Source organism: Pedococcus sp. P2_A3, assembly GCF_056405035.1.
In genome coordinates this window covers 107,726-120,952 of sequence record NZ_JBFUCW010000001.1, presented here as the reverse complement: position 1 = coordinate 120,952, position 13,227 = coordinate 107,726, and the positions used below count along the sequence as shown (strand labels likewise).

Here is a 13,227-nt window from a genome sequence, read left to right as displayed (position 1 = left end):
GACGCCCACACCTCCTAGAGTGGGCGCGTGAGCGGCCCAGACCAGCGACCGGCGCTGCCCGAGAAGGCCGCCGACACCACGGCGGAGTCGCCGTGGCCGGTGCGACTGCTCAGCATGCGCATCGCGGAGTACGTCGAGAAGATGTCGGTGCTGTGGGTGGAGGGCCAGGTCGTCCAGCTCACCCGCCGGCCGGGTCAGCGCACCGCGTACATCACCCTGCGCGACCCCGACGTCGACATGTCCCTCTCGGTCGCCATGCAGGCCAACGCCCTCGACGCGATGCCGACCCCCCTCACGCAGGGGGCGCGCGTCGTCCTGCAGGCCAAACCCGTCTTCTGGACCCAGCGGGGCTCCCTCATGCTCGACGCCCGACAGATCCGCCCCGTGGGCGTCGGCGAGCTCCTGGCCCGGGTCGAGCACCTCAAGCGCACCCTGGCGTCCGAAGGCCTGTTCGACCCCGACCGCAAGAAGCCGCTGCCGTTCCTGCCGCGCACCGTCGGGCTGGTCTGCGGGCGCGCCGGGGCGGCCGAGAAGGACGTCGTCGAGAACGCCCGGCGCCGGTGGCCCACGGTGCGGTTCGAGATCCGAGAGGTCGCGGTGCAGGGCGCCAACGCGGTGCAGGAGGTGATGGCCGCGCTCGCCGAGCTCGACGCCCACCCCGAGGTCGACGTCATCGTCATCGCCCGAGGAGGGGGCTCGGTCGAGGACCTCCTGCCGTTCAGCAACGAGGCCCTCGTCCGCGCGGTCGCCGCGACCCGCACCCCCGTCGTCTCGGCGATCGGTCACGACGTCGACACCCCGCTCCTCGACCACGTCGCCGACTGGCGGGCCTCCACCCCCACCGACGCGGGCAAGCGGGTGGTGCCCGACCAGCAGGCCGAGCGGCACGGCATACGTCACTCGCGCGACCGGGGACGGCGCGCGCTGCACGCGCGGATCGCCAGCGAGCGACGCCACCTCATCGCCCTCCGCTCACGGCCGGTCATGGCCCGCCCGGCCGCGATGATCGACGCCCGGCGCCAGGAGCTCGACGCACTGACCGACCGCGCCCACCGCCGCGTCCTCGCGTCGGTCCACCGGGCGGCGGACCAGGTGGCCCACCTGCGGGCCCAGGTCAGCACCCTGTCGCCGTTATCGACGCTGGAGCGCGGGTATGCCGTCGTGCAGCACCGCGACGGACGCGTGGTCATGGACCAGGCCGAGGTGACGGTCGACGAGGTGCTCCGGGTGCGCGTGGCCCGGGGCGACTTCGCCGCGAGCGTCGTCGGGCTCCCGCACACCTCGGGTTAGGCTCCTTCACCATGGCCAAGGGAGCAGACAAGGCGACGCCCACCGTCGAGACCGACGCGAACGCCGATGTGGCAGAGCTGTCCTACGAGCAGGCCCGCGACGAGCTCATCAGCGTGGTCGCGCAGCTCGAGGGCGGCCAGCTCGGGCTCGAGGAGAGCATGCGCCTGTGGCAGCGGGGAGAGGCCCTGGCGGCGCACTGCAGCACCTGGCTCGATGGCGCCGAGGCCGCGCTCACCCAGGACGAGGACACCGACCCGGCGCGGTCCGACTGAGCGGCCGAGGGGTCGCCCGCCGGTGTGAGTCAGCTGCTGGGCACGGGGCGGAGCGTCTCGGCGAAGGCCGTCAGCTCGTCGAACGTGCCGGTGCCGGTCACGATCGTGGTGAGCTCGGTGGGGGTCTCGGCGCGGTGGACGAGGCTGTTCTGCACCTTGCCGCTGCGCACGTAGGTGCCCCAGGTCTTGCCGGCCACCTGCACCTCACCGGTCTTCGCGGCACGGTTGGTCTGCGCCGACACCCACTCGTCGGTGGCGTCCTTGGTCTGCTCGATCGCGATGTAGTTGCCCGTGGGTGACTGGTAGCCGGCGTGCCAGGTCATGAGGCCACCGGTGGAGCGGACGTAGCGAACGCTCGTGGCCTTCCACCCGTCGGGCAGCGCCTCCGGTCGTTCGATCGGCCACCCGCTCGACCTCGCCACGTCCACCGAGGTCCCCGCGACGTCAACGGGCGGCTGCGAGACGCTGTTGACCCGTGGCACGATCGCGATGAGGGCGGCCACGATCGCGCCGATCACGACCAGCGACCGGACCATGTTGGCCACGGAGCCGTTGGCGTAGGAACTGCGGGGCGCTGGCGTGCTCACTCCCCCATCGTCCACGACCGGGGCACCCGGCGCCAACCGCCCCCGCCACCGATAGGCTTCGAAGCGCTCACCCGCCGTCGCGTGAAGGATCGATGCATGTCCGAGCAGCACCTCCCCTCGTCCCTGCGCGTCGGCGTCGAGGCGCCCGATCGCAACCTCGCCCTCGAGCTGGTGCGGGTCACCGAGGCGGCCGCGATGGCCGGTGGTCGCTGGGTAGGGCGGGGCGACAAGAACGGCGCCGATGGTGCTGCCGTCGAGGCCATGCGCGCGCTGATCAGCACGGTCTCCATGAAGGGCGTCGTGGTCATCGGTGAGGGCGAGAAGGACGACGCCCCGATGCTCTACAACGGCGAGGAGGTCGGCGACGGCAACGGGCCCGAGTGCGACGTCGCGGTCGACCCGATCGACGGCACGACCCTCACGGCCAAGGGGCAGTCCAACGCCGTGTCGGTGCTCGCGGTGTCCGACCGCGGCAGCATGTACGACCCGTCTGCCGTCTTCTACATGGACAAGCTCGTGACCGGGCCGGAGGCGGCCGAGGTCGTGGACATCCGCCTGCCCGTCGCCGAGAACATCAAGCGGATCGCCAAGGCCAAGAAGGAGACCGTCGAGGACGTCACCGTCGTCATGCTCGACCGCCCGCGCCACCAGAAGCTGGCCGCCGAGGTGCGCGACGCCGGTGCGCGGCTGCGCTTCATCTCCGACGGCGACGTGGCGGGGGCGATCATGGCGGCCCGCGACGACACCGGCATCGACCTGCTCCTCGGCATCGGCGGCACCCCCGAGGGGATCATCACGGCGTGTGCGATCAAGTGCCTGGGTGGGGTGATCCAGGGACGCTTGTGGCCGCAGGACGACGACGAGCGGCAGCGCGCCGTCGATGCCGGCCACGACCTCGACCGGGTGCTGTCGACCGACGACCTGGTCACCGGCGAGAACTGCTTCTTCGTGGCCACCGGCATCACCGACGGTGAGCTGCTCAAGGGCGTCCGCTACCGCGCCGGCGGAGCCACCACCCACTCGTTGGTGATGCGTTCCAAGTCGGGCACCATCCGGCTCATCGAGAGCCACCACCAGCTGGCCAAGCTGCGCGCCTACTCGTCCGTGGACTTCGACCACGCCGGTCCTGGCGGTGTCGCGTGAGCCCGCGGCTGCTGGTGGTCGGCGAGGCCCTGGTCGACATCGTCGCCGAGCCCTCCGGGGAGCGCACCGAACACGTCGGGGGCAGCCCCGCCAACGTCGCCATGGGCCTGGCGCGGCTGGGCCACGACGTCGACTTCGCGGGCTGGCTCGGYCGTGACGAACGCGGCGAGCGCATCACCGCCCACCTGGCCGACCGCGGGGTGCGGGTCCTGCCCGAGAGCTTCGGCGACGACCCGACGTCCACAGCGGTGGCGACCCTCGACGAGAGCGGTGCCGCGTCCTACGAGTTCGACCTCTACTGGGACCTGCCGACGATCGCCCTCCCCGAGGGCACCGGCCACGTCCACACCGGCTCGATCGCCACCGTCCTGCTGCCGGGCGCCGCCAGCGTCACCGCAGCCCTCGAGGCCGTGCGCGCCACCGGCACCGTCTCCTACGACCCCAACATCCGCCCGAGCATCATGGGCGACCTCGAGCCCGTGCGCGTGCGGGTCGAGGAGCTGGTGGCCCTCAGCGACGTGGTCAAGGCCAGCGAGGACGACCTCGAGCTCCTGTATGCCGGCCAGTCGCCCGAGCAGGTGATGGCCAGGTGGGTGGGCCTCGGCGCCGGGATCGCCGTGGTCACGCTGGGTGCGGACGGCGTGGTCTACCGCGTGGCCGGCACCCCCGAGCTCGGGCGTGCGGGCACGCGCGCCGAGCGCGTGGTCGACACCGTGGGTGCGGGCGACTCGTTCATGGCCGGACTGGTCTCCGGGCTCGTGGTCGCCGGCCTGCTGGGTGACCCGGGTGCGCGCGACCGGCTGCACAGCGCGACACTGGAGGAGGTCCGGCCCGCTGTCGAGCGAGGCCTGGCCACCAGTGCCGTGACCGTCGGCCGGGCCGGCGCCTACGCCCCCGCACTGGACGAGCTGTAGCCCACCCCGCGGGCGCCGCCGACTGGACGAGGCAGCGGTGACGCGGAACCGACGACAGGAGCACGACGACCCCATGGCCGAGTTCGAGTACGAAGACCTGCTGCCGACCGGTCCGGACCAGACCGAGTACCGGCTGCTGACCACCGAGGGCGTCACCACCGTCGAGGGCCCCGGCGGGCGCACGTTCCTCCAGGTCGAGCCGGAGGCGCTGCGGACCCTGACCGAGACGGCCATGCACGACATCGCGCACTACCTGCGCCCGGCACACCTCGCCCAGCTGCGCCGGATCATCGACGACCCCGAGGCCAGCAACAACGACAAGTTCGTGGCGCTCGACCTGCTCAAGAACGCCAACATCGCGGCCGGCGGCGTGCTCCCCATGTGCCAGGACACCGGCACCGCGATCGTCATGGGCAAGCGCGGCCAGCAGGTCCTGACACCGGGCTCTGACGAGCGGGCCATCGCCGAGGGCGTCTACGACGCCTACACCCGGCTCAACCTGCGCTACTCCCAGATGGCCCCCATCACGACCTGGGAGGAGCAGAACACCGGCTCCAACCTGCCGGCCCAGATCGAGCTCTACGCCGACACCGCCGAAGGGCACGAGACGGCCTACAAGTTCCTCTTCATGGCCAAGGGCGGCGGCAGCGCCAACAAGTCATTCCTCTATCAGGAGACCAAGGCGGTCCTGAACCCCGAGCGCATGCTGGCGTTCCTCGACGAGAAGCTGCGCAGCCTCGGCACCTCGGCCTGCCCGCCCTACCACCTCGCCATCGTCATCGGCGGCACCAGCGCCGAGTTCGCCCTGAAGACGGCGAAGTACGCGTCAGCCAAGTACCTCGACGAGCTGCCCCGGGAGGGCTCGATCACCGCACACGGCTTCCGCGACACCGAGCTCGAGGAGCAGGTGCTGGAGCTGACCCGCAACTTCGGGATCGGGGCCCAGTTCGGCGGCAAGTACTTCTGCCACGACGTGCGGGTGGTCCGACTCCCCCGACACGGAGCCTCGCTCCCGATCGCCATCGCGGTCTCCTGCTCGGCCGACCGACAGGCCCTCGGCAAGATCACCCCCGAGGGCGTGTTCATCGAGGTGCTCGAGAAGGACCCTGCGCGGTTCCTGCCCGAGACCACCGACGAGCACCTCGAGGACGAGGGCGACGACGTCGTGCGGATCGACCTCAACCGGCCGATGGACGAGATCCGCGCCGAGCTGACCAAGTACCCCGTGAAGACCAGGCTGTCGCTGTCCGGACCGCTCGTGGTCGCCCGCGACATCGCCCACGCCAAGATCAAGGAACGGCTCGACGCTGGCGACGGGATGCCGCAGTACCTCAAGGACCACGCGGTCTACTACGCCGGACCGGCCAAGACACCCGAGGGTTACGCCAGCGGGTCGTTCGGCCCGACGACGGCCGGGCGGATGGACTCCTACGTCGATCAGTTCCAGGCCGCCGGGGGCTCGATGGTGATGCTCGCCAAGGGCAACCGCTCCAAGCAGGTCACCGACGCCTGCGACACGCACGGCGGGTTCTACCTCGGGTCGATCGGCGGGCCCGCGGCGCGGCTCGCCCAGGACTGCATCAAGTCTGTCGAGGTGCTGGAGTACCCCGAGCTAGGCATGGAGGCGGTGTGGAAGATCGAGGTCGAGGACTTCCCGGCCTTCATCGTCGTCGATGACAAGGGCAACGACTTCTTCGCCTCGACCATCAAGCCGATGGCGATGTCGATCCCGAAGCGCCCGGGACTGTTGTGACCACCAACCCGTCATCCAGCGAGGAGACGCCTGTGAGCGAGAGCGTGAACCCCATCGAAAACCCTTCAACCGCAGGAAGTTTCGACGACCTGCTCGCCGCAAACCGCACCTACGCGGCGACTGACTTCTCGACGGGCGGCTTCGACGGCATCGCCCACGCGGGCGTCGCGATCGTCACCTGCATGGACTCGCGGATCGACCCGCTGAGCCTGTTGGGCCTGTCACCCGGCGACGCCAAGATCTTCCGCAACCCCGGTGGCCGCGTCACCGCCAATGCCCTCGAGGCGCTGGTGCTCGGGGTGCACCTGCTCGGGGTCAACCGCATCCTCATCGTCCCGCACACCCGCTGTGCGATGGCGAGCAACACCGAGGCCGAGCTGCGCGAGCGGGTGGGCGCCTCCGCAGGTCAGGACGCGTCGTGGCAGGGCTTCCACGTCGTGGAGAACCAGCGCGGCGCGCTGATGGCCGACGTGCGAGCGGTGCGCTCGCACCCCCTGATCGGCGACCAGGTCGCCGTCGGTGGGTTCATGTACGACGTCGACACCGGCCTGCTCGAGCAGCTGGTCTGACGCCCGACGTCACCGTCCCGCTCAGGCGAGCGAGATGGTGACGTCGATGTTGCCGCGGGTGGCCTTGGAGTAGGGGCAGCGCTCGTGCGCGGCGTCGACCAGCTGCTGAGCGGTGCCACGGTCGAGCCCGGGCACCTCGGCGACCAGGTCCACCGCGAGGCCCACGCCCGTGTCGGTCTTGCCGAGCGTCACCGTGGCGGTGACGGTCGAGTCAGACGTGTCCAGGCCCATCGCCGTCGCCACGGAGTTGAGGGCGTTGCCGAAGCACGCGGCATAGCCGGCCGCGAAGAGCGTCTCGGGGTTGGCCTTGGGGTTCGCCTTGCTGCCGGGCTTGCCCAGCCAGAGGTGGACGACGCCGTCAGCGCTCGAGACGTGGCCGGCCCGGCCGCCCTGGGCGGTGGCGGCGGTCGAGTAGAGCGGCTCGGTCAGGGACTCGTGGGGCATCAGCAGGCTCGCATTCGGTGTCGGCGGACGGGGACATCCTCGACGCGGATGCCGCAGAGGACAACGGGGGCGGCGCACCCGGGATTCCGGAACGCTCCCGTCCACCGGGCGTCCTAGGCTGTGACGATGCCGACACCGATGCGCCACCTCGTCATCGGCGGCGGGATCATCGGGCTGGCCGTCGCCGATCGGCTGTGCCGCGAGCGTCCGGGGGCAGAGGTCACCGTGGTCGAGAAGGAGTCGACCTGGGCCACCCACCAGACGGGACGCAACAGCGGGGTCATCCACTCGGGCCTCTACTACCCGCCGGGCTCGCTCAAGGCGGCCTTCTGCCGCGCCGGTGCAGCCTCGCTCACCGCCTTCGCCGAGGAAGAGGGCATCCCCCACGAGATCTGCGGCAAGCTCGTCGTGGCGACCCGCACCGACGAGCTGCGCGGCCTTGAACGGCTGCACCAGCGCGGCCTGGCGCACGGGCTCGCGGTCACCCGGCTCACCCGCGCCGAGGCGCGCGAGCACGAACCGCACGTCGACGCGCTGGCGGCGCTGCACGTCCCGGAGACCGGCATCATCGACTACCCGGCAGTGTGTGCAGCCCTCGTGCGCCGGCTGGAGCGAGCCGGCGCGACCCTGTTGCTGGACACCGAGGTCCTTGGCCTGGGCGGCCACGGCACTGCGGGTCGGGGCGCGGGGGCGTCGGCAGAGACCGTGGTGCGGACCAGCCGCGGCGAGCTCCCTGCCGACCTCGTGGTGGTCTGTGCCGGTCTGCAGGCAGACCTGGTGGCGCGACGACTCGGTCACCGGCCTTCCGCGCGGATCGTCCCCTTCCGCGGCGAGTACTTCCAGCTGCGCCCGGACGCGACCCACCTCGTCAGGCACCTCGTCTACCCCGTGCCCGACCCCGACTTCCCGTTCCTCGGCGTCCACCTCACCCGCGGCACCGACGGTCAGGTCCACGCCGGCCCCAACGCGGTCCTCGCCCTCGCCCGTGAGGGCTACGACTGGCGCACGGTGCGTTGGCCCGACCTGCGGGAGACCCTGACCCACCCCGGCTTCTGGCGCCTGGCGGCCCGCCACCACCGGGCCGGGGCGGCCGAGGTCGCCCGCTCCCTCTCCCGCCACCGGTTCGGTGACAGCCTGCGACGGCTGGTGCCGGAGCTGCGCGACGACGACCTCGTACCGGCTCCCTCGGGAGTGCGCGCGCAAGCCCTTCGGGCCGACGGAACCCTCGTCGACGACTTCCTCATCGAGCGCGACGGGAGCGTGGTCCACGTCCTCAACGCACCGTCCCCGGCCGCCACGAGCGCCTTCGAGATCGCTGCCCACATCGTCGGCCTGCTCGACGAAACCCGCTGAGCCGCACCATCTTCATCGGGTCCGGGACTTGCGCCGGCTGCGCCCCGGGCCGTCTCCCGGGTGCCGCCTCCATTTGTCCCGCGACCCACAAAGGCGGGGGTATGCCGGGTGGTGAGCACCCGACATACCCCCGCCTTGGCGTGGAGGCGCCGTCAGAGGGACAGGCGCGCCTTGACGACCTCGACGAGGCGCTCGGCCACGGCCTGGGCCTGCTCCTGCTCCCCGGCCTCGACCATGACGCGGACCACCGGCTCGGTCCCGGACTTGCGCAGCAGCACCCGACCGCTGCCGGCGAGCGCCTCCTGTTCGGCCCGGACAGCTGCCTGGAGCTCGTCGTCCGACTCGACCCGGGACTTGTCGACGCCCTTGACGTTGATGAGCACCTGCGGCAGCCGGCGCATGACCGTGGCCAGCTCGGACAGTGGCTTCCCGGTCTCGGCGACGCGGGCGGCCAGCATCAGGCCGGTCAGCACGCCGTCACCGGTGGTGCCGTGGTCGAGGAAGATCACGTGCCCGCTCTGCTCGCCCCCGAGCGAGTAGGAGGACGCGCGCATGTCCTCGAGGACGTAGCGGTCCCCGACCGCGGTCTGGCGCACGGAGACGCCCTCGCGCTCCATCGCCTGGATGAGGCCGAGGTTGCTCATCACCGTGGCGACGAGGGTGTCGTCGGCCAGCGCTCCGCGCGACTTCAGCGACACGGCCAGGATCGCCATGATCTGGTCGCCGTCGACCTCGGTGCCGGTGTGGTCGATCGCGAGGCAGCGGTCGGCGTCCCCGTCGTGGGCGATGCCGAGGTCGGCCCCACGGGCCACGACCGCCGCCTTGAGGTGGTCGAGGTCGGTCGAGCCGTAACCGTCGTTGATGTTGAGGCCATCAGGCTCGGTGCCGATCTCGACGACCTCGGCGCCGGCCAGCCGGAACACCTCCGGCGACACTGCGGACGCCGCGCCGTGGGCGCCGTCGATGACGACCTTGAGTCCGTCGAGTCGGTGCGGAAGGGCCTCGAGGAGGTGCGCGACGTAGCGGGCCTGACCGGCGCGGTTGGTGAGCACGCGCCCGATCTCGGCGCCCGTGGGCCGGTCCCACTCGCGGTCGAGGCTGGCAGCGATCTCGTCCTCCACGGCATCGGGCAGCTTGTGCCCGCCCTGGGCGAAGAACTTGATGCCGTTGTCGGGCATGGCGTTGTGCGACGCCGACAGCATCACGCCGAAGTGGGCGTCCATGTCGGCGGTGAGGAAGGCGACGGCCGGCGTGGGCAGCACGCCGACGTCGTGGACGTCCACGCCAGCAGAGGCGAGCCCGGCGACGACGGCGGCGCTGAGGAACTCGCCCGACGCGCGGGGGTCGCGTCCGACGACGGCCTTCGGCTTGCGCCCGGCGGCCCGGGCCTCACGACCCAGGACGTGCGCGGCGGCGATGCTCAGCGAGAGCGCCAGCTCGGCCGTGATGTCGACGTTCGCGAGCCCGCGAACCCCGTCGGTGCCGAAGAGTCGTGGCGTGGTGGCCGTGGTGGTCATGGAGGGGGAGCCTTTCGACGATCAGGGGCGCACCCGGCCACCGCGTGGGCAGGAGCGGGCGCACAGGCATCTGGCGTGAACCTACCGCCAAAGACGCCGGAGGCGGCACCCAGAATGGGCGCCGCCTCCGAACGGGTACTGCARGGGCAGATCAGCGCTTGCTGTACTGCGGAGCCTTGCGGGCCTTCTTGAGACCAGCCTTCTTGCGCTCCGGGACGCGGGCGTCACGGGTGAGGAAGCCGGCCTTCTTGAGGGCCGGACGGTTCAGCTCCTCGTCCACCCCGTTGAGCGAGCGGGCCACGCCGAGGCGGACCGCACCAGCCTGGCCGGAGGGGCCACCACCGTGGACGCGCACGAGCACGTCGTACGCACCGTCGAGCTCGAGCAGCGTGAGCGGCTCGTTGACGATCTGCTGGTGGACCTTGTTCGGGAAGTACTGCTCGAGGGTCCGGCCGTTGATCTTCCACTCGCCGGTGCCGGGGACGATGCGCACGCGGGCAATGGCCTGCTTGCGACGACCCGTGGCCGCGCCGGGCGCGGAGGCGGTGGGACGGCGGACCGGCTCGGCACCCGCGACGGGGCCCTCGGACTCGGAGGTGTACTCGGTCAGCTCGACCTCGTCACCCTCGACAGGGGTCTCAGTGTTGATGTCAGTCACAAGAAATCCTTACTGGGAGACCTGGGTGATCTCGAACGGGACGGGCTTCTGGGCGCTGTGCGGGTGCTCGGAGCCGGCGTAGACCTTGAGGTGGGTCAGCTGCTCACGACCGAGCGTGGTGTGCGGGAGCATGCCGCGAACGGCCTTCTCCACGGCCTTCGCCGGGCTCTTGGCGAGCAGCTCGGTGTAGGAGGTGCTCTTGAGGCCGCCCGGGAAGCCGGAGTGGCGGTAGGCCTTCTTCTGCTCGAGCTTGGCGCCGGTGAGGGCGACCTTCTCGGCGTTGATGATGATGACGAAGTCGCCACCGTCGACGTGCGGAGCGAACGTGGTCTTGTGCTTGCCGCGCAGGAGGATCGCGGTCTGGCTCGCCAGGCGACCCAGGACAACGTCCGTGGCGTCGATGACGTGCCAGGTGCGAGTGACCTCGGCCGGCTTCGGGGTGAAGGTGCGCAAAGTTCTGAACCTTTACATCGGAATTACATGAGGAACTGCGATGGTTCGGTATGCCGCGTGCGCCCGAGGCGCACGATCCGCTGGCGGATCGGTGGTGTCGCCTTACGAGGGCGCACGGCACAACAGTGACCAAGTTTACGGGCTGGCTGCCGTGCACCCAAATCGCCCCTGAAACCGCCTCAAAGGGCCTCTGACCTGCGGTGATGCACCTGCACACTTCCCGTGCACACTACTTGTGCAAACGAAGTGTGCAAAGGTATTGTGCACGCATGGCCTCCTCCCGCACCCAGATCGGCGACCTGACCGGACTGCGCCTCGACGCCGCCGCCCTCAAGGTCCTCGCCCACCCCCTGCGCTCCCGGCTGCTCGGTGCGCTGCGCGTCGACGGGCCCGCCACCGCCACCTCGTTGGCCGCGCGGCTGTCCACCAATTCCGGGGCGACCTCCTACCACCTGCGCAAGCTCGAGTCGGTCGGGCTGGTCTCGGACACCGGGGAGGGGGAGGGCAAGCGCCGCCTCTGGCAGGCAGCCACCGACTTCCACACCTGGGAGGCCAGCGACTTCGCCGGCGACGAGGACTCCGAGACGGCCCTCAACTGGCTGGTCCGTGACTACGCCCGCCACTTCGCGGAGCAGTTCGACCGCTGGCTCGACGTGGAGGACACCTGGCCCCTGGAGTGGCGCGACGCGGCCGGCATGAGCGACAACTTCGTCGTGGCCACGCCCGAGCAGGTCGAGCAGCTCAAGGCCGAGCTCGACGAGCTGCTCCTCAAGTACCGCCGGGTGGGACAGGGCAACCCGAGGGCGCGCCGCCTGGCCGTGTACAGCGCCATCTACCCCCTGGACCTCGACCGCGTCCCCACCGGCAAGGAGCCGTCATGACCCAGGCGCCGATGACCACCCTCTCCCCCGCGGCTGCCAGGCGGGTCTTCCTCATCCTCAGCACGACCCGGTGGCTCCCGGTCGGGTTCATCGTCGGCATCTTCACGCTCGTGGCCCGGGAGCGCGGCCTGACCATCCAGCAGATCACCCTCTACATGACCGCGCAGGGGATCATGGTGTTCCTGCTGGAGCTACCGACCAGCGGGTTCGCCGACGCGCTGKGACGACGTCCACTCCTGCTCATCGCCGGCGTGGTCAACATCGGCGCTGGCGTGGCCTTCCTCTTCGCCCACTCGTTCTGGCAGTTCGCCCTGGCCTCGGGTCTGATGGGTGTCTACCGGGCGCTCGACTCCGGCCCCCTCGAGGCCTGGTACGTCGACACCGTCCACGAGCGGGAGCCGGGGGCCGATGTCCACCGCGCCATGTCGGCGCAGGGCGTCCTGGTCGGGGTCGGCATGGGGGGTGGCGCACTGGTGTCCGGTGGCCTCGTCGCCTGGCACCCGTTCCACGACTCGAGCGCCCTGCTGCTGCCGATCCAGGTGTTCGTGGTGCTGTGCGTGGTGCACCTCCTCGCCACCGTCTTCCTGCTGCGCGAGACCCCCCGCACCGACAGTCGACTGCGCGGGCGACTGACGGCCTCGGTCCGAGAGACCCCGGTGGTGGTCCGTGACGGCATCCGCCTCGTGACCCGCAACCGCGTGCTGGCCGGGCTGGTCGCGGTCGAGCTCTTCTGGGTCATCGGGATGATGGCCTACGAGACGCTGATGCCCCTGCGGCTGTCCGACCTGCTCGGGTCGGAGGCAAGGGCCGGTGCCTGGATGGGTCCGGCGGCGGCCGGGGGCTGGGCGCTGTTCTCGCTCGGCTCGTGGCTCGGCGGGCGCGCGGCCGACCGGTTCGGGCTGGTCCAGGCCGCCGTGCTCGGCCGGGTGCTCAACGGGTTGGGCGTCGTGGCGATGGGCCTGGTCCTCGGTCCCGTCGCCCTGGTCGCCGCCTACCTCGTCACCTACGCGCTGCACGGTGCCGCGAGCCCCGCCTACATGGGACTCATGCACCGCGAGGCGAGTGCACGGAACCGCGCGACGATCCTCTCACTGGGCTCCCTGGTCATGCAGGCCGGCGGAGCCGTCGCGGGCCCCCTCCTGGGCCTGCTGGCCGCGCAGACCTCGATCGCGACCGCCATGGTCGTCGCCGGGGCGATCAGCACGGTGGGCTTCGTCTGCTTCCTCCCGGCCTGGCGCCGTGGGCGCAGCCAGTCGGTCGCGGACGTCGACGTCGACGCAGAGGACGTCGCCACCGCGTAGGCGACGCGGCGGCATACCGGGCGACCTCACGGCTGCGGCCGACGAGCTCACCCGTGGGCGGCAAGGGCTGCTACGGCGGCCCCTCCGAGCAA

At 71.1% G+C, this 13,227-nt stretch carries 14 protein-coding genes; 9 read left to right on the top strand and 5 right to left on the bottom strand.

All coding sequences use genetic code 11. The annotated features are described in order from the left end of the window. Nucleotides 1-27: 27 nt before the first annotated feature. Both xseA and AC1DX8_RS00610 read left to right on the top strand, forming a co-directional pair. The gene (gene xseA, locus AC1DX8_RS00615) at nt 28-1,290 is read left to right on the top strand and encodes an exodeoxyribonuclease VII large subunit (protein WP_477627959.1); all 1,263 of its coding nucleotides are present in this window, start codon (nt 28-30) and stop codon (nt 1,288-1,290) included. Nucleotides 1,291-1,301: 11 nt separating this feature from the next. Beyond that, nucleotides 1,302-1,562, top strand: coding sequence for an exodeoxyribonuclease VII small subunit (locus tag AC1DX8_RS00610; protein ID WP_477627958.1), 261 nt, complete (start codon nt 1,302-1,304; stop codon nt 1,560-1,562). 29 nt (nt 1,563-1,591) lie between these two features. Here the strand turns inward: AC1DX8_RS00610 and AC1DX8_RS00605 are convergent, their stop codons facing one another. Beyond that, nucleotides 1,592-2,149, bottom strand: coding sequence for a DUF4245 domain-containing protein (locus tag AC1DX8_RS00605; protein ID WP_477627957.1), 558 nt, complete (start codon nt 2,147-2,149; stop codon nt 1,592-1,594). A 96-nt stretch (nt 2,150-2,245) separates the two neighbouring features. Between AC1DX8_RS00605 and glpX the strand changes: the two genes are divergently transcribed. From glpX to AC1DX8_RS00585, 4 genes are all read left to right on the top strand, one after another. After that, nucleotides 2,246-3,292: a class II fructose-bisphosphatase gene (glpX, locus tag AC1DX8_RS00600; RefSeq protein ID WP_477627956.1), complete on the top strand. Its 1,047-nt coding sequence runs from the start codon at nt 2,246-2,248 to the stop codon at nt 3,290-3,292. Next, nucleotides 3,289-4,206, top strand: coding sequence for a carbohydrate kinase family protein (locus AC1DX8_RS00595; RefSeq protein ID WP_477627955.1), 918 nt, complete (start codon nt 3,289-3,291; stop codon nt 4,204-4,206). The genes glpX and AC1DX8_RS00595 overlap by 4 nt, the downstream gene beginning before the upstream one ends. A gap of 73 nt (nt 4,207-4,279) precedes the next feature. Next, on the top strand, nt 4,280-5,959 hold the full coding sequence (locus tag AC1DX8_RS00590) for a fumarate hydratase (protein WP_477628221.1): 1,680 nt from the start codon (nt 4,280-4,282) through the stop codon (nt 5,957-5,959). A 32-nt stretch (nt 5,960-5,991) separates the two neighbouring features. After that, nucleotides 5,992-6,528 (top strand): beta-class carbonic anhydrase, encoded by a 537-nt coding sequence (locus tag AC1DX8_RS00585; protein WP_477627954.1) that lies wholly within the window; start codon nt 5,992-5,994, stop codon nt 6,526-6,528. A 21-nt stretch (nt 6,529-6,549) separates the two neighbouring features. Here the strand turns inward: AC1DX8_RS00585 and AC1DX8_RS00580 are convergent, their stop codons facing one another. Next, nucleotides 6,550-6,972, bottom strand: a complete 423-nt coding sequence (locus tag AC1DX8_RS00580) for an Ohr family peroxiredoxin (protein ID WP_477627953.1) — start codon at nt 6,970-6,972, stop codon at nt 6,550-6,552. A 126-nt stretch (nt 6,973-7,098) separates the two neighbouring features. On the opposite strand from AC1DX8_RS00580, the gene lhgO reads away from it, so the two are divergent. Further along, on the top strand, nt 7,099-8,325 hold the full coding sequence (gene lhgO / locus AC1DX8_RS00575; RefSeq protein WP_477627952.1) for an L-2-hydroxyglutarate oxidase: 1,227 nt from the start codon (nt 7,099-7,101) through the stop codon (nt 8,323-8,325). A gap of 152 nt (nt 8,326-8,477) precedes the next feature. Here the strand turns inward: lhgO and glmM are convergent, their stop codons facing one another. From glmM to rplM, 3 genes are all read right to left on the bottom strand, one after another. Then, nucleotides 8,478-9,842: a phosphoglucosamine mutase gene (gene glmM / locus AC1DX8_RS00570; RefSeq protein WP_477627951.1), complete on the bottom strand. Its 1,365-nt coding sequence runs from the start codon at nt 9,840-9,842 to the stop codon at nt 8,478-8,480. A 151-nt stretch (nt 9,843-9,993) separates the two neighbouring features. Continuing rightward, nucleotides 9,994-10,500 (bottom strand): 30S ribosomal protein S9, encoded by a 507-nt coding sequence (rpsI, locus tag AC1DX8_RS00565; RefSeq protein ID WP_477627950.1) that lies wholly within the window; start codon nt 10,498-10,500, stop codon nt 9,994-9,996. A gap of 9 nt (nt 10,501-10,509) precedes the next feature. Further along, nucleotides 10,510-10,953 carry a 50S ribosomal protein L13 gene (gene rplM / locus AC1DX8_RS00560; protein ID WP_056923968.1) on the bottom strand — a complete coding sequence of 148 codons (444 nt, stop codon included), beginning with the start codon at nt 10,951-10,953 and terminating at the stop codon, nt 10,510-10,512. A 269-nt stretch (nt 10,954-11,222) separates the two neighbouring features. Between rplM and AC1DX8_RS00555 the strand changes: the two genes are divergently transcribed. Both AC1DX8_RS00555 and AC1DX8_RS00550 read left to right on the top strand, forming a co-directional pair. Then, nucleotides 11,223-11,834 carry a helix-turn-helix domain-containing protein gene (locus AC1DX8_RS00555; protein WP_477627948.1) on the top strand — a complete coding sequence of 204 codons (612 nt, stop codon included), beginning with the start codon at nt 11,223-11,225 and terminating at the stop codon, nt 11,832-11,834. Then, nucleotides 11,831-13,135, top strand: coding sequence for an MFS transporter (locus AC1DX8_RS00550; RefSeq protein ID WP_477627947.1), 1,305 nt, complete (start codon nt 11,831-11,833; stop codon nt 13,133-13,135). Before AC1DX8_RS00555 ends, AC1DX8_RS00550 begins: the two co-directional genes overlap by 4 nt. Nucleotides 13,136-13,227: the final 92 nt, after the last annotated feature.

Excerpts from the sequence above, each read along its gene's own strand:
- glmM (WP_477627951.1), bottom strand. The coding sequence starts at position 9,842 with ATGACCACCACGGCCACCACGCCACGACTCTTCGGCACCGACGGGGTT.
- AC1DX8_RS00610 (WP_477627958.1), top strand. The coding sequence starts at position 1,302 with ATGGCCAAGGGAGCAGACAAGGCGACGCCCACCGTCGAGACCGACGCG.
- AC1DX8_RS00555 (WP_477627948.1), top strand. The coding sequence starts at position 11,223 with ATGGCCTCCTCCCGCACCCAGATCGGCGACCTGACCGGACTGCGCCTC.
- lhgO (WP_477627952.1), top strand. The coding sequence starts at position 7,099 with ATGCCGACACCGATGCGCCACCTCGTCATCGGCGGCGGGATCATCGGG.
- AC1DX8_RS00590 (WP_477628221.1), top strand. The coding sequence starts at position 4,280 with ATGGCCGAGTTCGAGTACGAAGACCTGCTGCCGACCGGTCCGGACCAG.
- glpX (WP_477627956.1), top strand. The coding sequence starts at position 2,246 with ATGTCCGAGCAGCACCTCCCCTCGTCCCTGCGCGTCGGCGTCGAGGCG.
- AC1DX8_RS00580 (WP_477627953.1), bottom strand. The coding sequence starts at position 6,972 with ATGCCCCACGAGTCCCTGACCGAGCCGCTCTACTCGACCGCCGCCACC.